We start from the raw sequence: 22,615 nt of genomic DNA on the forward strand, positions 1-22,615 counted from the left end.
CTCACAAAAATGACAATCCGCTTATGCATCATTTTTGGTATTTACCAAGATTATCAGATGCGCACAGAATTTATGAGTTTACTGAAATTGGTAGGATCAATACCAAGATAATTGGCCAAATACTTATGCGGCACGAGTGTAAGTATATGCGGACTCCGTTTTAACAACTGCCTGAATTTTTCTTCTGAAGTATAGCATTGAAGTTCTACCATGCGATCTAACAAACCAGAGAAGGCCTGCGTAATTCCCAACCGCATCGCTTCCGAAATACAAGGATGTTGTTGCATGCAGCTGTTAACCGCTTCGAAAGAGGCACGCAGAAAGCGCGAAGGTGTAAGCGCTTCATAAAAAAATGCTGACGGCTTTTGCAGGAAAAAAGAATTGATCGATCCGCCAAAAGAAGGTGCATACGAAAATACCAGTGTTGCTTCACGACCCTGCTGATCGTAGTAAACAATACGCTGCACGCCATCGGTTACAAAGTATAGATACTTCTCTGTTTCACCGGCTGCGGTAATGATATCTTTTCGTTTGACCTGGTAAGTCGACCATATCGCCGTGAAATCATCAAGAGCATCGGCTGTGAGTGGCGCAAAGTGTGTAATAGCTTTCTGTAGAGCTTCCAGGTCTGCTGACATAGCGAGGTATATTCGTTATGCAGTTTACTAAATTCTCTTCAGTATTTTTTGAATGAGGCTAGTTGCAGCCGCAGCCACCGCCATTCTTACCTCCGTTGGCTCCGGAAGCACCTTCGCGGTATAATTGGAAACTGGTTTCGAACTTTTGCGTTTTGCGTGCAGCAAGCTCCATCTCCGAATCATTCAGGTGCATCTTCTGATATTCCTTTACTTGCACACATGCAGAAGAAAGCAGCATAACGCCCAATACAATAGCAACACTATATTTTCTCATAATCATTCTTTCAAATTGATGTTTCGCGATGTATGCACAACGTTGTGCTCATCTACTATAATACAGGCTATATCTTTTACCTGGTTGATCAGGTGAAGCCCGGCCTTAATTCCCATTACCATTACAGGCGTTGCCATGGCATCGGCTACTTCTGCACTGTTGCATATAATGGTAACGCTTTTTATACCCTGAACAGGATACCCTGTTTTCGGATCGATGGTGTGTGAATATTTTCTGCCTTCGATCATAACATACTTCTCGTAGTTACCTGAGGTAGCCACCGATACATCGGTAATTTGCATGGACGCAAAAGGAAACTCTTTTTTATCCGGGTCAGCAACACCTATCGTCCATGGCGTTCCATCGGGTTGCGTTCCCCACACAGTAAGATCGCCTGCTGCATTTACTATTCCGTTAGTAACGCCTTGCTTACGCATACAAGCTTTCGCGCAGTCGGCAGCATAGCCTTTTCCTATACCACCAAAGCCTATACGCATTCCTTTCTCCTTGAGAAAAACGGTTAATGCACTTCGATCCAACAAAACATTTCTGAAATTGATCAGCCGCACCATCTCCTTCGCGGTTCTCTCGTCCGGAAGTTTAGTCATGGTCTGATCAAAGTTCCAGAGACGCTTATCGATTGATCCATAGGTAATATCAAATGCACCCTGTGTAAGAGCCGAGATGCGCAGTGAACGTTCAATTAAATCGAACACTTCTTTATCTACCCTTACCGGTGCTATACCGGCCATAGCATTGATCTGGTTTGTCTGGCTCGCATCGTTATAGGTGGTGAGTAATGCTTCAATACGCTGTACTTCTGCTATAGCCTGATCAATCTTCTCCTGCGCCCATGCTTCATCCTCTGCCACAACAGAAAATTCAAACTGATTGCCCATCAGCTTCAATCCTCGTTTGTATATACCGGCAGTGGCGATCTTCTCCATATTTACCTATATAGCTATATAATTACTGCCCCGACAATGTTTTGGTAAGCTCCGCTATAAATTTATCCTGACTCTCGAAAGTATACCCATCCCACTGGCGAACTACTTTTCCGTTTGCATCGAGCAACACGGTAAATGGAAATTTACCGGAAGGATTATACTTTTCAGCCAATGCTTCATTCAGCTGAACCTGTTCTTTTGAAAGCTGGTTCTTTTTCGAGCGCGGAAAATCAGCACGCACCAACACCAGCTTCTCATCGGCCAATGAAACGAAGCCCGCATTCTCAAAAACTTCCTTCTTCATTTTTATGCAAGGCGCACACCAGTCCGATCCTGAAAAATTCAGGAGTATATATTTATTCTCACGCGTAGCAATTTCACGGGCAGCGTCCATATTGGAAAGCCATTCTGCCGGAACAACCGATAGCCACAAGAGGCAAGCAACCAACATCTTCATATATAGTATTATTTAAATTTAGCGTATAAAGTAATGATATCTGCATGCAGACCTGTAGAGCGATTATAGTGCCCGTACCGTATCTCCAATGAACTAAACTTCTTCATGCTCATAACCCCACCGGGAGGAGCATAGCGTATACCGGCCCCTGTCATGTTACTGGTGAGCGTAGACAGATCGTAGTCGCTGGTAAAATATGTTTCACTCAGATCATGCTGTTGATATGCTGCAAAATATTTCACACCATCCTGCTGATAGTGGCGATAGAACGGACTGACTGAAAAGAACGGAGTAATTTTAACCGGCACTTCCACCTCGAATGTGTTTGCCTGCAAACCCCAGTCATCTTTATAGTAGCGATAGTATGTACGAATGATAATGTTATCGCCCAGAAAATAATTCAGGCGTATACCCAGTGGCAGTTTTTTACGCGTGTCCGGTAAGTGCTCTACTTTATGACTGCCATCGGTAAAGTACGTCCGGTGGAATAAAGTAGCCAGTTGTCCTTTCTGATAAGCAAAGTCTGCCAGAAATAACACCTGCAGGCGCCTGGTCAGCACCTGGCTCAGAGTAAAGGAAGCACTATAGGAATCCCGCGGCTTGTTACCTTCAAGGCTGTTACTTCCGCGAAGCTCAATAGGCAGTATAACTTTCCATGTATCGAGAAACACTTGCCCCTTCGCGCTGAACTCGCGGTTTTTATCTTTCGATAATTTAGACCATCCGAGGCTTATACCTTTCGAGAAGTAATCGAACTCGGTAGAGAGCGATCCATTGATACTTATTGTAGATCGCTTCGCTTCATTAGCAATAGCATATGTAATCGAAGGATATATACGTTTGTCGCCCGAAGAAGCGGAGGATATAGTATTGGGATCAATCTTATCCGAAGAGGCTGATGAGTAAACGTCTACACCAATCTCCCCGGTAAGTGTATGCTTTCTAAAACGACTGTCGTATTTGGCAAACTTTACATCGATCGTTGTACCAAAGTCCGTCAGCTTTTCGGTGCCTATACCTCCGGTAACAGCCGAATTGTTTCCATCCTGTTTGTAATAACTCGATACAAAGTTTACTTCATCCAGTTTTAACTTCCGGTTTTTATAGACTGATGAATCCTGGAGTGACTGCGAAAACGCGGCAAGCGTTGAAAAATAGATACCAAAGGCTGCAAGTGATAAACGAAGCATATATGGGGGAACTTTCGATTTTAGCGCTAAAAATCTAAATTGAATTCTGTTCTAAATTCTGAAAGGAACAACGGTTGTAACCATTGAGTTCAAGCAGAAAGTACTTTTTCTTTGTTTGCTATGCAGCAATGATTTGCCAGCGAAAAAGAAAACAGGAAAAATATATAGGTATATACCCTACTGCTCACGGCACAATTACCATAGGCACACGCATGTTTTCCACGAGGTCGTCAAATGTTTCGCGGCTTTCTATAGTCATATTCTTATCGATCACCAGGAAGCCCAGCGGAGTTTTACGGGCATGTGCTTCGATGCGATCGGATACAAAACCTACTTCGGTTTTAAAATCATACGAGATACCCATGTCCTTTAGCATGTTGTCTTCCAGTGTAGCAAAATTTTTGGCAGCTTCTTCCTCGATCTTCTTTTTACTTTGAAATACTTCTTCGTTACGGGTAATCAAACGGTAGGTATAGAGCACAGTGAGGTGTGCCCGCAGTTCTTTTGCCAACGATGCTGCGCATTGCAATGCATGCTGCGAGGATTTTGAGAAATCTATTGTACAAAGAATTGTTTTTGACATACGATTGGAAAGGATAGTGCCTTTTCAGGATACGAACTTAGCGGGTCAGGCAGGCGATTTTCAGGACTTCCATCAATCTGCAAACTGATTTTTATCATATCGGAAATAGTTTCACCATCTGGTGCCAGTGTTTAAATTGCGGTACTATGTCTCATGCAACAAATTACTCTGAAGTATCAGACGATGCTTTCCGCGAAATATTTCAAAGTATGTCGGAAGGGATTATCATGGTTGATGAGGCCGGAATTATAAAGATTGCCAACCCGGTAGCCGAGCAGATCTTTGGATATACTGCCTCTGAACTTACCGGTATGCCACTCGAATACCTGTTGCCCGAACGCTATCGCGGTGGTCATGTGAGTTTTCGTAAAGCCTTTAATAACGATCCGCACCCGAGGCGAATGGGTTTTGGCCGCGACCTTACTGCACTCCGAAAAGATGGCGCTGAATTTCCGGTAGAGATCAGTCTCAGCTATACCAAGATGAAAGGTCAATTGCTGGTGATGGCGTTTATCAGCGACATCTCCCAGCGCAAAAAAGCTGAAGAAGCATTAAAACGCAGTGAAGAACAGCTCATCGTCTACGCAGCTGAGCTGGAGAAAAAAGTAGAAGTACGCACCGAAGCACTGAACCAAACCATTGTAAAACTGGAAGACGAAATCAGCGAGCGAAAAAAAGCAGAAGAAGAAGCGCGCAAGGCACTGGAAAAAGAGCGCGAGTTGAATGAACTGAAATCCAAATTTGTATCGATAGCATCACATGAGTTCCGTACACCGCTCAGCACTATAATGAGCTCGGCATCTTTAGTGCAGCAATACCTTGACCGGAACGAACCGGATAAAGTAGCCAAACATATAGCACGCATAAAATCATCGGTTAATCACCTTACCGCTATACTGAATGATTTTCTTTCCTTGGGGAAACTGGAGGAAGGTAAAATTGAAGTGGTGCGCGAAGTTATACCGGTAAGCGATTTTCTCAGCGAGGTAAAAGAAGAGATCATAGCCACCCTAAAAGAAGGCCAGTTGCTAAATATAGCCTGCACCATCGATGCAACAGACCTTACGAGTGATCCGCGCATTCTCCGAAATATACTCTTCAACCTGATCTCCAATGCAAGCAAATACTCGGATGCCGGCAAGAGTATATTTATCGAATGTAGCGGGTCAACTGCCGGTATATCTTTCATCGTGCGCGATGAAGGCATCGGTATCCCCAAAGACGATCAAAAACATATGTTCGACCGTTTCTTCCGCGCCAGCAACGCGGGCAACATACAAGGCACCGGTCTTGGTTTGAACATTGTGAGACGTTACGTAGATTTATTGGACGGAACGATTTCCTTTACCAGCGAATATGGCAAAGGCAGTATGTTTACCGTTACTATACCCTGGCAATAAAAGTATATGAAAAAGATTCTGCTTATTGAAGACAACCCGGAAGTACGGGAGAATACCCAGGAAATTCTTTCACTGGCCAATTATGATGTAGTAACTGCAGAAAACGGCAAGGTTGGTGTAGATATAGCGCAGCGCGAAAAACCCGATCTTATTATCTGCGACATTATGATGCCGGAGCTGGATGGCTATGGTGTGTTGCATATACTGAACAAGAAACCGGATACGGCCGGTATACCTTTTATTTTTCTTACCGCGAAAACGGAGAAGACCGATATACGCAAAGGCATGAACCTGGGTGCTGACGATTACCTGACAAAACCGTTTGATGATACCGACCTGCTTAATGCCATTGAAGCACGACTGCGTAAAAACCAGATGCAGCAAATGATGTATGAACCGAGTGCTTCAGGCCTCGACAGTTTTATACAGGATGCGCGGCAGGTGCTGAACCTGAAGGACCTGTGCAAGGATAAAAAAGTAAAGGTGTTTAAAAAGAAAACCGATGTATTCTCTGAAGGCGATGCACCGCAGTATATATACTTTATTAAAACAGGCAGTGTAAAAGTATTTAAGGCACACCCGGACGGAAAGGAGCTGATCACCAATATATACCACGAGAACGACTTCTTTGGATTCGAACCGATACTGGATGGCAATGTATATACCGAATCGGCTGTATCGATGCAGGATTCTGAACTGGTACTTATACCCAAGCTGGATTTCGTAACGCTATTGCAAAGCCACCCAGACGTATCGAAAGGATTTATAGCCTTGTTGTGCAGGAAAGTATCCGAGAAAGAAAAACAATTACTCAACCTCGCCTATAATTCTGTGCGGCAGCGTACAGCCGAAGCGTTGCTAAAAGTAACGCAGCTTAAAGACAGCAAGGATAACATTCAGATATCGCGCGATGATCTTGCCAAGATGGTGGGTACAGCATCCGAATCAGTGATTCGTGTACTCTCTGATTTTAAAGACGAAAAGCTGATTGAAATTGAGGGAGGAAAGATTCGCATCGTGCAACCTGCGAAACTCGAAAAAGTGGTACGCTGGAGTGTAGCCCGTTAACGACAGGTAACAATCTCTGTTGTTGATGCCGGTTGTATTGTATGAGTGGTGTGATCGATAAATACCCGTGCAATCATCAGGCAGCCGGAAGCAATGAGCAGCACCGTTATAACATGACGCACGCTCCACTGAAATCTTTTCATTAACGGATTGATCAAAGCAGTGAGTCCCAGCATAGCCGGCAATGTACCTATACCAAAGGCCAGCATATAGCTGAATCCCTGCCATGGCCCCTGCAGTGTGAGGCAAAACATCAGTGCCATGAACGTAAGACCGCACGGTAAAAATCCGTTGATCGCGCCTAAGAGTATAACCGAGCCCGTATTTTTCTTCTTCAGGTAATGGGCAAATATTTTTTTCAGTATCGCTATAAATTTAGCCAGCGCGGTGCTCACCAGCGGTATATGTATACCACTCACCCCGGCTATACCCATAACAAGCAAGATAACACCTAACAGTATACTGACTATATTTTGATATTGTGCCACCGGCAATAGCGATTCTGTTGATGCCGCAGCAAAACCCAGCAAGCTATAGGTAAATATTCTGCCAATGTTATATAGCAGGCGATTCAACCACGCATTACGCGACAGGTTTGTTACCGCCATCGCCAACGGGCTGCACATACCTATACAATGCATGCTGCCGGTAAAGCCCAATATCAACGCTGCATATAGCATCAGATGCTGATGGTTTCTTCTACATAGTAATCTTTACCCTGCATCGACCAGGTAAATCTAGCTTTATACATACCCGCATTGAGATCGGCCACCGGTATAAGCAGCAGACGATCGCTGGTAGCAGGTACTACTATTGTTCGGTCGTGCTGCGGGTTGGACGGACAGAATAACATCAACTCTCCCTGTGTTATCTGCGATAGTAATGCATACTCAATCTCCAATCCTTTCTGATTAATGATAATGGCAGGCTTTACCGAGAGTGCTTCTGTATTTTGCAGGCGTGTGATCTGATCCTGGTACTTCAATTCATCCTGGTAGTAATCTTTTGATACCAGGCTCACATCCTGCCGTATACATACCGTTACCAGTGTAGCTATAAATGCAGCAAACAATACAAACGAAACGATGATCCATTTTCCCCAATTCATATAGCGATACATTTAAATTTACTCTTCATCTTCTAACCGGCTTTTTACATCCGAAGATTTCCCTACCGGTCCTATAAATTTTGCTTTCACACGCTCGATCAATTCACCATCCTGGTATATACCGATCCTTACAACAGTACGGGCACCCCGCAATGCCTGTCGCGGTATCTTGATAAAAAAAACACCTTTAAAAATTCCTTCTGCTGGCACCACGATGGGTTTTCCATCCACGCGTTGCAGTATAGCGCCTTCAGGGGACTCCACCTTTGCAACCAACGATATTTCATGAAAGGTTTTATTAACAAACTCTACATTATACAGGTTAGATATATACCCATCATCGGTGCGTTGATAGAGTGTACCCGACACTTTCAGTATAGTAGTTTCTACATCCGAGCGTGTTGCCAATACAAAGGTGAGTATACCAACCAGGGCCACCAATACAACAGAGTATGCAATAACACGTGGGGTAATGATCTTCCGTATACGATTCTGTATAGAGTTATACGATGCAAAGCGGATCAGTCCCTTCGGCTTTCCAATCTTGAGCATCACATCATCGCATGCATCTATACAAGCTGTGCAATTCACACATTCGAGTTGTGTACCATTGCGTATATCTATACCGGTAGGACAAACATGCACACAAAGTTTACAGTCTATACAATCGCCATGCTTGGCGGCAGCAGCCGTTTCATTTTTCTTTAACCTGCCGCGTGGCTCACCGCGCAGCCAGTCATAAGCCACTACAATGGAATCCTTCACGAGTAATACACCCTGCAATCTTCCGTACGGGCACACCGCTATACATGCCTGCTCGCGAAAACGTGCATATACTCCATAAAATATACCGGTAAATACCATCAGCGCTATAAAGCCCGCCATGTTCTCTGTGGGCGAGTGACTGATAATATCATAGGTAGCCTGCACACCAATGATATAGGCCAGCACCGTGTGTGAAATGAGCAGTGATATCAGTATAAATATTATATGCTTGGTTGTTTTCTTCCAGAGCTTTTCAAAAGTGAGAGGTTCTTTATTCAGTCTGCGTTGTGCAGGCGCATCGCCTTCTATCAAGTATTCAATCTTCCGGAAAACCATTTCCATAAAGAGCGTCTGCGGGCACATCCATCCGCACCACACACGACCAAACACTACGGTAAAGAGTATAATAAATACAAAGAATGTGATCAGTGTTATAGCGAGTATAACAAAATCCTGCGGCCAGAAAGGTTGTCCGAATACTACGAACTTGCGCTCTACTATATTCAGCAACAAGAGCGGCTGTCCACCGATCTTCAAGAAAGGTCCGGCAAAAAGAAGCGACAGCAGAAATACCGTAACCACGATACGCAGGCGATGGTAATACCCGGAAGGTTTCTTAGGATATATCCATATCCGCTTGCCCTGCTCATCTACTGTAGCGATAGAATCCCTGAACTCTTCATCAAACTGGTATACTTCCTCTGTATTTACCATGACGCGATGGATATATTATAGCGATGCCTGTGCTTTTGTTTTTACAGAATCGATCGGAGCAACTTTCTGTTCGGGTATATATTGTTCTCCTTGCGGAGATTTTCCGTTAGCAGGTTTTGTTCCCTGCAAGCTCATAACATAGAATGCTACATCGCGCACATCCTGCGAGCTCATCGATTTACCCCATGCAGGCATACCCTTTTCAACAGCACCATTCTTGATGGTAGTGAATACATTTTTTATTCCGCCACCGTGTATCCAGTATTCGTCTGTAAGATTCGGGCCAATGGTATTACCGCCGCCATCGGCACGATGGCACGCACCACAGTTGTTACCCACAAACACCGATTTACCTTTCGCTATAATTTCTGCATCCGCTGTATACTCCAGGGCACTTTCGTCAATAACAAGAGCCGGTTGTGATGCCTTGCGTTTTTCAGCTTGCTGCTGTGCTATGGCTATCTCCGTATTATACTCTTCCGTAGAGAGCGGCAAAGATGCAGACAGGTGATATACTACCAGGTATACTGCCGACCAGCCGATGGTACCATAGAACAACCATTTCCACCAGGGCGGCAAATGATTATCGAGTTCGCGTATACCATCAAAGCTATGCCCCATATCAATATCCTGCTCCTGCGAAACCGGCACGGAAGCATTTAGCTTTTGCGATATACTGCTCCACAGCGAAGGCCGTGGTATATATACTTTCCCTTCCTTTGCAGCTTTTTCTTTTTCCGACTCTACGATCAATATGTTTACAATGCGAACCATATATAGGGCTACAAATACCACCAGCAGCAACACTATAAATACAAGTGTCGATACGGCATATACCGGCATCATGGGATCATTGATCGGATCATCCCAAAAAGTTTTGGCAGCGGTGCTCTCTTGTGCCCAGGCAGCGGTCGTCAGCAGAAAGCCTGCCAGGGATATATATATCTTTTTCATGATCATTCCGGTTTAGCATTTGACAAAGAATTTTTCTCTCCCTCTTCCATCGGCAGATTCTTTAGTTTATCGATCACGTTACGATCCGCGGTAAAAACCCACCAGAGCAGACAAAGAAAAAAGAGAAAGAAGATGACAAAGGATATCACAGGCCACACGGCTATGTTATCAATGTTTTGCAGAATGTTTTTATACATATATGCGTACGTTTAGGAGTGATACCAGTTATTTATTCTCGGCAGTAGCATTTACTTTAATGTCTTTACCCAGGCGTTGCAGGTAAGCGATCAGCGCTACGATCTCGGCCTCGGGCATTACTTCAATACCATCAGCCTTTAGTGTATTTACAATCTCACTGGCTTGTTTATCGAGATCATCGTTCGCTATAGATTCGTAACCTTCTTCGTAGGGCACACCAACCTTGCGCAATGCAGCGATCTTATCGGCAGTTATATCTTTATTAACGGTCTGCTCAAACAACCACGGGTATGCCGGCATAATAGAACCGGTTGAAACAGCATCCGGGGCAAGCATGTGATTGTAGTGCCAGCTGTTGGAATATTTACCGCTGATGCGATGAAGATCCGGACCGGTGCGTTTCGATCCCCAGAGGAACGGGTGATCGTATACAAACTCTCCGGCTTTTGAATATTCACCATAACGTTCAGTCTCCGAGCGGAAAGGTCGCACCATCTGTGTATGGCAGTTCACACAACCTTCTCGGATATATATATCACGGCCGTGTACTTCCAGCGGAGTATATGGTTTCACACTGGCTATCGTAGGAACATTGGATTTGAGTAAAAATGTAGGCACCATTTCTATAGCACCCCCTATCAATATAGCCAGCAGTGTGAGTACAGTAAATATCACAGGCTTATGCTCCAGCACGCGGTGATGCCATCCGCCACTGGTAGATATATAGGCTGGTGCTAATGGAGCCGCTTCCGTTTCTTCGTTGGCAATAAAGCTTCCTTTATAGGCTGTCTTGATCAGGTTATAGGTCATGATGATAGCACCGGTGAGATATAGGGCACCACCGGTAGCACGAAGCGCATGCAAGGGAAGAATCTGTACGGTTGTTTCAAGAAAGTTCTTATATACCAGGAATCCGTCCGGGTTAAATTCTTTCCACATCAGACTTTGCACCACACCGGATACATACATAGGCAATGCATAGAAAATAATACCGAGTGTACCTAACCAGAAGTGGAGGTTGGCAAGCTTCGGAGAATATAGTGTTGTATTCCACATGCGTGGCACAACCCAGTATAACATAGCAAAGATCATGAAGCCATTCCAGCCAAGACCACCCACGTGCACGTGTGCTACGATCCAATCTGTAAAGTGCGCTATAGCATTTACATTCTTCAGCGACAGCAGTGGCCCTTCGAGTGTAGCCATACCGTAGGCGGTAACAGCCACCACCATAAATTTCAACACTGCATCTTCGCGTACGCGATCCCACGCACCGCGCAACGTCATCAAACCATTCAGCATACCACCCCATGACGGTGCGATCAGCATAATGGAGAATACAGTTCCTAATGATTGTGCCCAGTCAGGCAGTGAAGTATATAACAAGTGGTGCGGACCTGCCCATATATAGATGAAGATCAGCGACCAGAAGTGTATGATGGAAAGACGATATGAATATACCGGGCGGTTAGCAGCTTTCGGCAGAAAGTAATACATCATGCCCAGGAACGGTGTTGTCAGGAAGAATGCCACTGCGTTGTGTCCATACCACCACTGCACTAACGCATCCTGCACACCGGCATACCAGGAATAACTCTTGAAGAAATTTACCGGCATCTCGAAAGAGTTTACTACGTGCAGCACCGCCACCGTTATGAACGTAGCGATATAAAACCAGATCGCTACATACATGTGTCGCTCTCTGCGTTTGATGATGGTACCGATCATGTTCCACCCGAACACAACCCAGATAACCGTAATCGCCAGGTCGATCGGCCATTCCAGTTCAGCGTATTCTTTGGAAGTAGTTATACCGAGTGGCAGTGTAATGGCGGCAGCTACAATGATCAGTTGCCAGCCCCAGAAATGTATCCAGCTAAGCTTGTCGCTGAACATGCGCGTTTTTAATAAACGCTGCATCGAGTAATATACTCCGGCAAACATAGCATTGCCTACAAAGGCAAAGATGATCGCGTTCGTATGCAGCGGACGAATGCGACCGAAGGTAGTATACTGCAGATCGAAGTTGAAGATCGGGTAAACAAGCTGAATGGCCGCAGTAAGACCAACCAACATGCCCACCAAACCAAACACAACTGTTGCAATAATAAAGGCTTTGACAATCTTGTTGTCGTAACTGAATTTTTCCAATTCCATACACTTACTTGGTTTGAACCACTATATATTTTCAGATCTAAAAGTATAGCCGGATCAAAACACGGAGGATGACCTTGGTTAGGCGGAAGACTGATTTATGTCAGGAAATAAAAAAGCATGCACAGTACAGAAAATAACCTGTCCAACATATAATAAAAAATGGTATACCCGGAAGGATATACCATAAAGCAGATGGGCTCATTTATCACCGCACTATCCACTTTTCTTCTTCTCTTTATCATCAAAGAGCATACGCACGGATGGTGTATAGGTATCGTCATACTGGCCGCTTTTCATCGACCACACGAAAATTCCCAAAAACACCAGGGCAATGGTAAGACTGATGCTGATCAGCAAAACGATAATAGTCATATATCAATAGATCGTTCTTTCAAACTCGTAACTTTTAAATCGGTCGAAGGCAGCACGCTCCAACGTTTCGCGATGGTTCGGGTGCGCGATCTCGATAAGGGCTTTGGCACGCTGCCGCATGTTCTTACCATAGAGATACGCCACACCATATTCCGTTACAACGTAGTGGGCATGCGCACGCGTGGTAACCACACCGGCTCCGGGTTTGAGCAGCGGCACAATACGCGATATACCTTTGGCCGTAACAGAAGGGAGCGCAATGATCGGCTTACCGCCTTCTGATAGTGCTGCTCCCCGGATAAAATCCATCTGGCCACCTACACCGGAATAATGATAGGTGCCAATAGAATCCGAACATACTTGGCCGGTAACATCCACTTCTATAGCGCTGTTGATGGCCGTTACTTTCGGATTGGTGCGTATTACAGCCGTATCATTCACATAATCTATACCCAGCATCATAACCGAAGGATTATCATCCACAAAGTCGTATAGCTTACGACTGCCAAGCATAAACGCAGATACAATCTTACCGCGATGTTTCCGCTTGAACTGGTTGGTAATTATACCTTTCTCTACTAACGGTATAATTCCATCTGAAAACATTTCCGTATGCACCCCCAATCCTTTATGATTACCCAAACTTGCCAGCACGGCATCGGGTATAGAACCTATACCGGTTTGCAGCGTTGCACCATCTTCCACCAGCGAAGCACAATGCTCGCCTATGCGCATAGTGATCTCCGATATATCTTCGCACGATACAACTTCCGGAAGTTCCTGCTCGGCATATACAACGGCATCGAAGTCTGAAATTTTTACAATGCCATCGCCCAACGTGCGCGGCATACGCGGATTGACTTGTGCAATAACATGTTTTGCTGTTTTTATAGCGGCCGCAGCAACATCCACCGATACTCCCAGGGAACAGTAGCCATGCTTATCGGGTAATGATACCTGCACCAACGCTACATCGAGCGGAAGTATATTTCTGCGAAACAGGTTCGGTATCTCACTCAAAAATACAGGTATATAATCGCCACGACCATCGTTCACGGCCTCGCGTACATTGGCCGATACAAACAGCGAGTTAACATGAAAGTTCTCTTTATAGCGTGGAGCGGTGAACAAGGCTTCGCCCTGCATGCTGATGCTCATAAGCTCTACATCGTAAAGCTCGTGTGCGCGGTCTACAAGCTTGCGTAACAGGTAATGCGGTGTAGCTGCTCCGCCATGAACAAAAACACGATTACCCGATTTGATTGCTTTTACGGCTGCTTCGCCAGAAATATATTTTTCCATAATGCACGAAGTTGAGTATTGAAGATGAAAAACTGTTGATTCATTTTACGACTTGTAACATAGCGCACGGCCAGTGAAGAAAATCCTACCACACTAATGCTGCTCACGGGCATCAGTATAGCTGCTACGAGTGGTGTGAGATGCCCGGTAACAGCAAACGAAAGTGCTATAGCATTATACAGAAATGATATAGCAAAAGCCGCTTTGAGTATATGCGTAGAAGTTTGCGCCAGCTCTATAAAATAATCGAGCGAACTGGCCTGGTCGCCTTGCAGTATACCATCGCAGGCCGGAGTGAACACAGCGGTGTCGTCTGTGATCGCTATACCTACATCACTCTGTTTTAAGGCACCGGCATCGTTAAGGCCATCGCCTACCATCAGCACTTTTTTACCTTGTGCCTGCAGGTTGCGAATAAAGGCAAGTTTATCGTGCGGACTTTGATTGAACAGGAACTGGGTTGATGACGGAAATAACATCTCCATCTTTCCCAGGTCGCTGTCGTTATCGCCCGATAGCAACGCTACACATTTTGGTCCGAGTCGCTTTAGCATGGCTTTCATATACTTGCGCACCGGTGTAGCAATGCTATAGTGTCCTCTCACAGCATGATCGATCGAAACAAATACGTACGAAGCGTTGGTATGTTCTATCGGTTCGGCCCCGGTAAACAGATAGGAGCCTACACGCACAATATGTCCGTCTATAATCCCTTCTATACCTTTACCGGGTAACTCTTTATAGCCGGATACTTCGGCATTACAGCCTGCATGTATATATTTTGTTACGAGCGAGCTTAACGGGTGCGTAGAATAACTGGTGAGTAATTTTACCCAGGCAGTTTCTTCTTCCGACAAATTACCGGTGAATGTTATATAGGGAGTTTGCCCTGTGGTGATCGTTCCTGTTTTGTCAAATACAACGGCATCGATGGTGGCTAGCCGTTCAATAACATCAGCATTTTTCAGGTATAATTTATGTCTGCCAAAAACACGCAGCATACTACCATAGGTGAACGGTGCTGCCAGTGCCAACGCACAAGGACATGCCACCATCAACACCGAAGTAATTACCAGCCACATAGACGATGGCGCTGTTATATACCAGTATATAGCTGTGATCAATGCTATACCCATTACGATCCAGGTAAATCTGCGTGCGGCCTGGTCGATAATCTTTTTATATTTACTCTCTTCTACTTTGCGAAAAGCTTCATGATTCCACAAACTGGTAAGATGACTCTGTGAAGTTTTTTGCTCCACGGCCAATATCACCGGCTGACCAATGAGTCGGCCACCCGCATATACGATCTCGCCCTGCAATACTTTTACCGGTCGCGATTCTCCCGTAACAAAACTATAGTCGATATAGGCCTTCGCATCCAGCAGTATACTATCAGCGGGAACAATCTCCATGTTGCGTATGCGTATCTGGTCGCCTCGTTGCAGATCGTATATCACCACAGGCTCCCAGCCAGCGGGTACACATTTATGCACTGCCAGCGGAAAGTACGATTTGAAGTCGCGCTCGAAAGAAAGTGTCTCGTAGGTTTTACTTTGAAACCAACGCCCGATCAACAGGAAGAACACGAGCCCGGTAAATGAATCGAGATAGCCCGGACCTGTAGCTGAAATTATATCGTATGAGCTTCGCAGAAATAACGCCAGCAACCCCAGGGCTATGGGCACATCGATGTTGATCTGCTTTTGGCGGAAGCTTGCCAGCGCTGCAGTGAAATAATCGCGAGCGCTATAAAAGAACACCGGCACTGCCAACGCCAGGTTTAACCACGAGAACGTGCGCATCAACGCAGCATCAGAATGATCGAGCCCGAGATATTCCGGGAAACTGAACAACATAACGTTGCCAAAACTAAACCCTGCTATAGCTAGCTTTAATACGAGCGTTTTATTACCAGCAGGTTTCTTCTCTTCCTTATCCAGTATAATTTGTGGTGCATAGCCGATCTTTCCCATCAGGCTTACCACGGTGCTCAGGTTAACCGTGCGCGGATCGAAATCAATAGCAACGGTCTTCTGAATAAAATTTACTTCCGATTTTTTTATCCCCGGATTGAGTCGCTCCAGGTGCTCCAGCAACCATATACACGATGAGCAATGAATCGCTGGTACAAATAATCGCACACGCGAAAAATCCGGAGAATCAAACTCAACAACCTTCTTCCGAATAGCAACATCATCGAGGTATGCATAGGTATCATCCAAAGATTTACCCTGAACACCGGGCGCTGACTCAAATGTATAGTATTCACACAGGTCGTTCTCCTGTAATATTTCGTATATCGTTTTGCAGCCGTAACAACAAAAAGATTTTTCTCCTATATAAAAAACCTCATCGCATGTTTGCCCGCAGTGATAACACTTTAATGCTGTTGCTGATTGTTGAACCATCTTGTAACGGTATATATACCGGTTATGCCTCTACTTCTTCTCTTTTCAATTTGTATGTCCAGATAAGACGATCGGTGTGGTTCACTACATCTTCTGCCAGACTTCCATTCATCAGATGACCTATACCTTTTCTGCCGTGTGTAGCCATCGCTATCAGGTCGCCTTTGATCATTTGCGTAAACCGGATGATGCCTTCTTCTTCATCGGGATGATTGAACACATGCACTTCATAATCCTTCAGCATAAATCGTTTCGCGAAAGTTTTCAGGCGCTCCATCGTAATAGTGTCCGAAGTAAAATTGAGAGGCGTATTGATCCAGAGTATATGCAGCTTTGCATTGAAGAAATTCTGAAGCGCCTTTACTTTCATTACCAGGTCTTCCTGGTTTTCGAGTTCCAGTGTATTCGGAAAAACTATATCGGTAATAGAAGCTTTGGTGTTGCCTTTGGTGATCAGTACCGGTATTGTTGCATTGCGCACAACCTTCTCGGCATTGGAGCCTATAAAAAACTCGCGTATACCGGAGGCACCATGCGAGCCCATCACGATCATATCAATGGATTCATTCTCGGCATGATCCATGATCATCTGCGATACTGCGCCAAACTCTACGGCACGTTCTATCTTTACTTGGTTGGTATTATATTTTGTTATCAGCTTCTCAAATTCACCGATCGACTTTTCTTTCAACTCATTTAATAGCTGCTGTTCAAAATTGAGTACAGGCATTAACAGCGTATCGTGCATCACAGGAAGTTCAATTACATTCAGCAAATGCACAGTGCCTTTTGACTGTTGAGCAATATCAAGTGCCAGGCGAAAAGCATTTATAGCAGGCTTCGAAAAATCACAGGGGACAAGTATCTTTTTCATAGCGGTGATGTTTAATGAATCAAATGTATACTTCATTTTTCCTCAGCGAGTTGATAAGGGTCAACCGGAAAACTGATTTATGTCAGGTTATTTCGGCAAGGCAACAGATTGAAACAATTTAATACTGTCGGCCAGTTGTATACCGGTGCGATGAGCAATAGACCTGGCTACTGCTACATTATTTTCTTTCATGCGACTTTCATCATTCGGTCGCATCAGCCATAGTGTACGGGAATCGATCAGCAAAGCGTCTTGCTGCAGAATTACTTTATTAAAGACTTGCCGGGCGTGCTCCGTTGAACCGGAACCAAGTGTTATCGCTATAACAGGTTTATACTTTAATGCAGCCGTTGCCTTTACAAAATTTGTTATCGACCAGTCGGGCGTCCAGTTATAGGTGTTGGCGCATAAAACAAATCCGTCAAACGAGGCAACATCTATCTCTTCCGTCTTTCTTACCGTGGCAATGGTAACGTCTATATTTTCTTCTGCTAGTGCTTTGCCCATGCTCAGGCATACCTGCTCATCGAGGTTGTAGATCGGATCAGGATCAAAAACGATCAGTATATTTTTCACAGGCTTTGTAGCCGAAAAATGCCAGAGTCGCGCGGGCCCTCTTCTTTCAACCCACAGGGTTAAGGCAATCCACCCCACAGCAATAATTATACACGTGACCAGCATACGCTTGAATATTTTTTTGCTTGTATCCGACAGTCTCATAACAAAATATATACAGTTATAAATATGGGAGATGTTATTTCTGAAATGACTGACGCCACTCAACATAAAAAATGACTTATATCATAACGGCAATAAGTATCTGGTCGTGATGAACATCAAATCTTCCACTGACGATTATCAGTAAACCACTCTTCCGGCAACGCTATATTTGATCACAACATTTATCTTATGCGTGTATTGATCTATAGCTCACATCCCTACGAAAGACCTTTCCTGGAAAAAGAAGCAGGGCAACACGACCTTGCTTATACCGAACAACGCTTATCGCTGCAGACGGCACAGCTTGCTGAAGGATTCGAAGCGATCGCGATCTTTACTGCCGATGATGCCAGCGCACCTGTGCTGCAAAAATTAGCGGCCATGAATATCCGCTATATAGCCTTGCGATCTGTAGGGTACGATCATGTAGATCTTACAAAGGCGCACGCGTTAGGTATACATATAGCCAACGTACCGGAGTACTCGCCTTATTCGGTAGCAGAACATGCGGTTGCCTTGCTTATGGCTTTAAACAGAAAAATTGCTGAGAGCCGTTTACTAATACAACTGCAGGACTACCGGCTGGATATACTTACCGGTTTTGATATACATGGCAAAACGGTTGGCATTGTAGGAACCGGAAAAATAGGAATGGCATTCGCCAGCATTATGAAAGGCTTTGGCGCACATATACTGGCCTTCGATCCGATAGAAAATCCGGAAGCCTCTTCTTTGGGAATACGCTATGTACCGTTTGATATACTGCTAAAGGAGTGCGATATAATCTCCCTTCATTGTCCGCTGAATGAGCATACAAAATATCTTTTCTCGCGGGATGCCTTCAGTAAAATAAAGCCGGGATGTATATTGATCAATACTGCCCGGGGCGCCATCGTTCAGACAGAAGCATTACTCGATGCGCTTGATCAAAATCAAATTGGCGGTGCCTGCCTGGATGTATATGAACGTGAAAAAGCAATATTCTTTCAGGACCTTCGCGGAAAGATTATCAAAGACACTCAGTATACACATCTGTTGTCTATGAAAAATGTACTCATCACCGGCCACCAGGCGTTTCTCACAAAAGAGGCGTTAACCGGTATTGCCCGCACTACATTACAAACTATAGCATCATGGGCAAAGGGGCAGCGGGCTGCAAGCGAACTATAGCAGCCCGCTTCATCACTATATACCATCAAACAGTTCTATCGACTCCTGGTATTTTGGTTGAATAACATTCCACTGAAACTGCTTGCGTATATTATTCGCATAGTTTGTAAGACCGGGATCTTCACCATGCACGGTAAATACTGTTTTGGGTTTTGATGTAAAGTTTTTCATCCACGCAAAGAGCTCATCACGATCGGCATGACCGGAAAGTGATTTTACATTTTCAATTTTACAATTCACCGGTACTTCTGTTCCGAAAATGCGTATAAAAGGTTTCTTATCCAGCAAGTCGCGACCACGTGTGCCGGCAGCCTGGTATCCGGAGATTAATAACGTATCCTGCTCATGCGGCAAGCGATGGTATAGATGATGCAGAATGCGTCCGCCCGTCATCATACCACTCGATGAAATAATGATCGCGTTGCTTTTAAGATCATTGAGTGCCTTGGAGTGCTGCACCGTTTTTGTAAAAACGATCATGTTTGTCTCCAGGCTTTCTGCCAACTGAGGCAGAGAGAAATTTACTTTATGATATTGCGGGAAACCGGTATATAAATAAGTGGCAGAAATCGCCATGGGGCTATCGATATATACCGGCACATCGGGAATCTTGTCTTCCTGCATGAGCTTGCGCAGGTAATACAGAAGAAGTTGCGTACGCCCCACTGCAAATGCCGGTATCAGTACAATTCCCTTGCGTTGAAAAGTTTCATTCACAATGCGCTGCAAATCACCTTCCGGATCGTATGCTGCACTGACTTTATCGCCATAGGTGGATTCAATAAATAATACATCCGTCTGTTCAATGGCAGCCGGTGCATGCAATATCGGATCATGCGAACGTCCGAGGTCTCCGGAGAAAACAATCTTTTTATCCTGACGATCACCATGCACAGTCACTTCTGTTATAGCAGAGCCCAGCAAATGTCCTGCATCGCGAAAAACTATATCGGCCCGTTTATCAATGCGAATCGTTTCATCGTAGTTATAAGTCTTTACCAACGGAAACACATGCTCTACGTCTTGCGCTGTATAAAGCGGTTTAGGTTCGCTATGTTTAGAGTATCCTTTATGCGCCGCATACGAAGCTTCTTCTTCCTGTAACTTGGCGGAATCTATCAGCATAATCTTCATCAGCTCTGCTGTAGGAGCCGTACAGTATATAGATCCGGAAAATCCTTCTCGTACCAGGCGCGGTAAATATCCGGTATGATCGATGTGTGCATGGCTGATCACTACTGCATGAATGGTAGACGGATCAACCGGAAATTCATCCCAGTTCTTTACACGCAATTCTTTTAATCCCTGAAAGAGACCACAATCAAACAGCATTCTGAAATCACCTATATCCAGAAGGTAACGCGAACCGGTTACTGTACCTGCTCCTCCGAGAAATTTTACCTGTACATTCATAGAGTATATTTTTTTAAAGTTGTACTTCCCTCCTGCCTGTAAGAATGACGAAGATCATCTTTCGAAATGTTTCTCGTCAGGAGGTAAATTTACCGTAAAGCAATATTTTAGAAAACGTTTCATAATTCCAACTATAGCATCATGAATTCTGAACTAAGTCATTTGCTGATGGGTAAAGATCTTCGCACCAACAAGCGGAGTCAGGCCATTATTCTGCGAATAAAAGATCAGCCTGCGTTCGATGAGCTATTCGCTTTCCTGTTTCATCATGAACGTCCGCTGGTAATGCGCACAGCCGATGCTATTGAAAAGATAACACGCACACGTGCTGAATTTCTGCAACCGCACAAAGCTCACCTGTTCAGTTTACTGAAGACTTCCGATCACATTGAATTGAAATGGCATATAGCGCAACTGCTGCCCAGGGTAACATTGCTGGAAAAAGAGCGCGAACAGGTATGGAATACTTTACACTATTGGGCATTGAATCCCAACGAAAGCAAGATCGTACGCGTTAATGCATTACAAGGACTATATGATCTTTCATTGCAACATCCGGAATTGAAAGAACAATTTATGCATACGCTGAATGGCATGGAACATGAACCGATTCCTTCCATACAGGCACGCATTCGAAAACTGCGAAAACTAAGCCGCTAGACTTAGTCTTGCGCAAGCTATAACTGATACGGCTCAGAGCAGATCATGACAAATGTCATTGGCATTCGCGGGGGTATTCACTCCCTTTACCATTGTACTCGTGTGTTATGATAAAAAATGATTTCTTACCGCAGTTGGTCATATTGCTTCTGTTATTAACAGGATGCAGAAATACCAGTCGTTCTATTACCAGTTCTCCCACCCCAACACCGGTCGCGGCAGAATCGATCGCGATATATACTCCTTTATATATACCACCTGACTCTATCGATGCAATCTTTCATAAGCTGAACAGCCCGGAAGCTACCCGAAAATTCTATAGTGCCATAAAAAACAGTGCAGTCTGGTTTAACGGAAGTATACGCACCGAGCGCGCAGATTCGCTGCTATCATTTCTGAGAGATACCCGCTATTATGGTTTGCTTCGCAATAATTATCATTATGACATTATTGAACGTGATCTCTCCAAGCCAGAATCACTTTTGCATCTGGATATACTGCTTACAGATGCGTTTCTTTCGTTGGCCAAAGATTTAAAATACGGAAGACGACCTCCCAAAAATCCTTACACAATTGATTCTCTTACGAATGGCGTATTAGCAACAGCCCTGCAGCAACAGAGTATAAAAAAAATTCTGCGTGAGCAGGAGCCCGCTTTTCGCGCATATCATAATCTCAAAATTGCCTTGCAGATAGCCATTGATACGCTTGACAATAACACGAGACAATTGTTATTGGCTGGCGCAACGAATGATCTCATCACGCCTCAAAAACATATCAGGCTTATCGAGATAAATATCGAACGCTGGCGTGAAGAAAATAATATTCATGAAAACCGGTATATATTGGTAAATATACCTTCGTTTCTGCTACAGGTAACAAATGCCGATACGCTTGTTTTAGAATCCCGCATAATTACAGGAACACCGGAGAAGCAAACTCCGGAGATCAGCAGCCGTATCGAGTGTATCACCATCTATCCTTACTGGCATGTGCCTAGAAAAATTGTTATTGAAGAGTATCTCCCGCTGATACAAAAAGACACCACATTCCTGCAGCGCAATAATTTTGATGTATTAAATCGTGACGGAAAAATTCTGCGAAGAGATAGTATCGACTGGAATAAATTTAACGCTAACTATTTTCCTGTTTCTTTACGCCAGCGTGAAGGAGTGGAAAACTCCCTGGGCGTTATCAAATTTCAATTCGACAACCCGTATGCAGTATATCTGCATGACAC

General features: G+C 44.5%; 23 protein-coding genes. 5 read left to right on the plus strand and 18 right to left on the minus strand.

The window, feature by feature from the left end; translation table 11 throughout:
- Positions 1–53 precede the first annotated feature (53 nt).
- The 6 genes from VIN08_RS23300 to VIN08_RS23325 form a co-directional block, all read right to left on the minus strand.
- The gene (locus tag VIN08_RS23300; protein WP_331970544.1) at positions 54–638 is read right to left on the minus strand and encodes a Crp/Fnr family transcriptional regulator; all 585 of its coding nucleotides are present in this window, start codon (positions 636–638) and stop codon (positions 54–56) included.
- Between the two features lie 58 nt (positions 639–696).
- Positions 697–912, minus strand: coding sequence for a DUF4266 domain-containing protein (locus VIN08_RS23305; RefSeq protein WP_331970546.1), 216 nt, complete (start codon positions 910–912; stop codon positions 697–699).
- 2 nt (positions 913–914) lie between these two features.
- Positions 915–1,859: an FAD:protein FMN transferase gene (locus tag VIN08_RS23310; RefSeq protein WP_331970549.1), complete on the minus strand. Its 945-nt coding sequence runs from the start codon at positions 1,857–1,859 to the stop codon at positions 915–917.
- A 22-nt stretch (positions 1,860–1,881) separates the two neighbouring features.
- Positions 1,882–2,316: a thioredoxin family protein gene (locus tag VIN08_RS23315; RefSeq protein ID WP_331970552.1), complete on the minus strand. Its 435-nt coding sequence runs from the start codon at positions 2,314–2,316 to the stop codon at positions 1,882–1,884.
- Between the two features lie 8 nt (positions 2,317–2,324).
- Positions 2,325–3,506, minus strand: coding sequence for a DUF3570 domain-containing protein (locus VIN08_RS23320; protein WP_331970553.1), 1,182 nt, complete (start codon positions 3,504–3,506; stop codon positions 2,325–2,327).
- A gap of 184 nt (positions 3,507–3,690) precedes the next feature.
- On the minus strand, positions 3,691–4,089 hold the full coding sequence (locus VIN08_RS23325) for a universal stress protein (RefSeq protein ID WP_331970556.1): 399 nt from the start codon (positions 4,087–4,089) through the stop codon (positions 3,691–3,693).
- Between the two features lie 146 nt (positions 4,090–4,235).
- Between VIN08_RS23325 and VIN08_RS23330 the strand changes: the two genes are divergently transcribed.
- Together VIN08_RS23330 and VIN08_RS23335 are read left to right on the plus strand one after the other, a co-directional pair.
- Positions 4,236–5,489, plus strand: coding sequence for a PAS domain-containing sensor histidine kinase (locus tag VIN08_RS23330; protein ID WP_331970558.1), 1,254 nt, complete (start codon positions 4,236–4,238; stop codon positions 5,487–5,489).
- A gap of 6 nt (positions 5,490–5,495) precedes the next feature.
- Positions 5,496–6,557, plus strand: a complete 1,062-nt coding sequence (locus tag VIN08_RS23335) for a response regulator (protein ID WP_331970561.1) — start codon at positions 5,496–5,498, stop codon at positions 6,555–6,557.
- On the opposite strand, the gene VIN08_RS23340 is transcribed toward VIN08_RS23335, so the two are convergent.
- From VIN08_RS23340 to VIN08_RS23390, 11 genes are all read right to left on the minus strand, one after another.
- Entirely contained in the window at positions 6,554–7,237 is a 684-nt protein-coding gene (locus tag VIN08_RS23340; protein ID WP_331970564.1) for a sulfite exporter TauE/SafE family protein, read from the minus strand. The genes VIN08_RS23335 and VIN08_RS23340 overlap by 4 nt on opposite strands.
- Positions 7,237–7,665, minus strand: coding sequence for a FixH family protein (locus VIN08_RS23345; RefSeq protein WP_331970566.1), 429 nt, complete (start codon positions 7,663–7,665; stop codon positions 7,237–7,239). Before VIN08_RS23345 ends, VIN08_RS23340 begins: the two co-directional genes overlap by 1 nt.
- 18 nt (positions 7,666–7,683) lie before the next feature.
- Positions 7,684–9,144, minus strand: a complete 1,461-nt coding sequence (gene ccoG / locus VIN08_RS23350) for a cytochrome c oxidase accessory protein CcoG (protein WP_331970569.1) — start codon at positions 9,142–9,144, stop codon at positions 7,684–7,686.
- Positions 9,145–9,159: 15 nt separating this feature from the next.
- Positions 9,160–10,098 (minus strand): cbb3-type cytochrome c oxidase N-terminal domain-containing protein, encoded by a 939-nt coding sequence (locus VIN08_RS23355; protein ID WP_331970572.1) that lies wholly within the window; start codon positions 10,096–10,098, stop codon positions 9,160–9,162.
- A gap of 2 nt (positions 10,099–10,100) precedes the next feature.
- Entirely contained in the window at positions 10,101–10,295 is a 195-nt protein-coding gene (locus VIN08_RS23360; protein ID WP_331970574.1) for a cbb3-type cytochrome c oxidase subunit 3, read from the minus strand.
- Positions 10,296–10,323: 28 nt separating this feature from the next.
- Complete coding sequence (gene ccoN, locus VIN08_RS23365; protein ID WP_331970577.1) at positions 10,324–12,453, minus strand: cytochrome-c oxidase, cbb3-type subunit I; 2,130 nt, start codon at positions 12,451–12,453, stop codon at positions 10,324–10,326.
- 213 nt (positions 12,454–12,666) lie between these two features.
- A complete protein-coding gene (gene ccoS, locus VIN08_RS23370) occupies positions 12,667–12,825 on the minus strand; it encodes a cbb3-type cytochrome oxidase assembly protein CcoS (RefSeq protein WP_331970579.1) in 159 nt (52 codons plus the stop codon).
- A 3-nt stretch (positions 12,826–12,828) separates the two neighbouring features.
- Positions 12,829–14,127 carry an acetyl-CoA hydrolase/transferase family protein gene (locus VIN08_RS23375; protein WP_331970581.1) on the minus strand — a complete coding sequence of 433 codons (1,299 nt, stop codon included), beginning with the start codon at positions 14,125–14,127 and terminating at the stop codon, positions 12,829–12,831.
- Entirely contained in the window at positions 14,094–16,538 is a 2,445-nt protein-coding gene (locus VIN08_RS23380) for a heavy metal translocating P-type ATPase (protein WP_331970584.1), read from the minus strand. The genes VIN08_RS23375 and VIN08_RS23380 overlap by 34 nt, the downstream gene beginning before the upstream one ends.
- A gap of 22 nt (positions 16,539–16,560) precedes the next feature.
- On the minus strand, positions 16,561–17,412 hold the full coding sequence (locus VIN08_RS23385; RefSeq protein WP_331970586.1) for a universal stress protein: 852 nt from the start codon (positions 17,410–17,412) through the stop codon (positions 16,561–16,563).
- Between the two features lie 87 nt (positions 17,413–17,499).
- On the minus strand, positions 17,500–18,132 hold the full coding sequence (locus tag VIN08_RS23390) for a hypothetical protein (protein WP_331970589.1): 633 nt from the start codon (positions 18,130–18,132) through the stop codon (positions 17,500–17,502).
- 189 nt (positions 18,133–18,321) lie between these two features.
- Here VIN08_RS23390 and VIN08_RS23395 point away from each other — a divergent pair, with 189 nt between their 5' ends.
- The gene (locus tag VIN08_RS23395) at positions 18,322–19,302 is read left to right on the plus strand and encodes a 2-hydroxyacid dehydrogenase (RefSeq protein ID WP_331970592.1); all 981 of its coding nucleotides are present in this window, start codon (positions 18,322–18,324) and stop codon (positions 19,300–19,302) included.
- Between the two features lie 15 nt (positions 19,303–19,317).
- Here VIN08_RS23395 and VIN08_RS23400 read toward each other — a convergent pair whose 3' ends face one another.
- Positions 19,318–20,715 carry an MBL fold metallo-hydrolase gene (locus VIN08_RS23400; protein ID WP_331970595.1) on the minus strand — a complete coding sequence of 466 codons (1,398 nt, stop codon included), beginning with the start codon at positions 20,713–20,715 and terminating at the stop codon, positions 19,318–19,320.
- Between the two features lie 141 nt (positions 20,716–20,856).
- Between VIN08_RS23400 and VIN08_RS23405 the strand changes: the two genes are divergently transcribed.
- Positions 20,857–21,375 carry a hypothetical protein gene (locus VIN08_RS23405; protein WP_331970598.1) on the plus strand — a complete coding sequence of 173 codons (519 nt, stop codon included), beginning with the start codon at positions 20,857–20,859 and terminating at the stop codon, positions 21,373–21,375.
- A 107-nt stretch (positions 21,376–21,482) separates the two neighbouring features.
- Positions 21,483–22,615, plus strand: a 1,133-nt coding sequence (locus VIN08_RS23410; RefSeq protein WP_331970601.1) for a L,D-transpeptidase family protein, incomplete at its 3' end; no start/stop codon positions are given.

The organism is Ohtaekwangia sp. (assembly GCF_036568665.1).
In the GTDB taxonomy this organism is placed as follows: Bacteria; Bacteroidota; Bacteroidia; order Cytophagales; family Cyclobacteriaceae; genus Ohtaekwangia.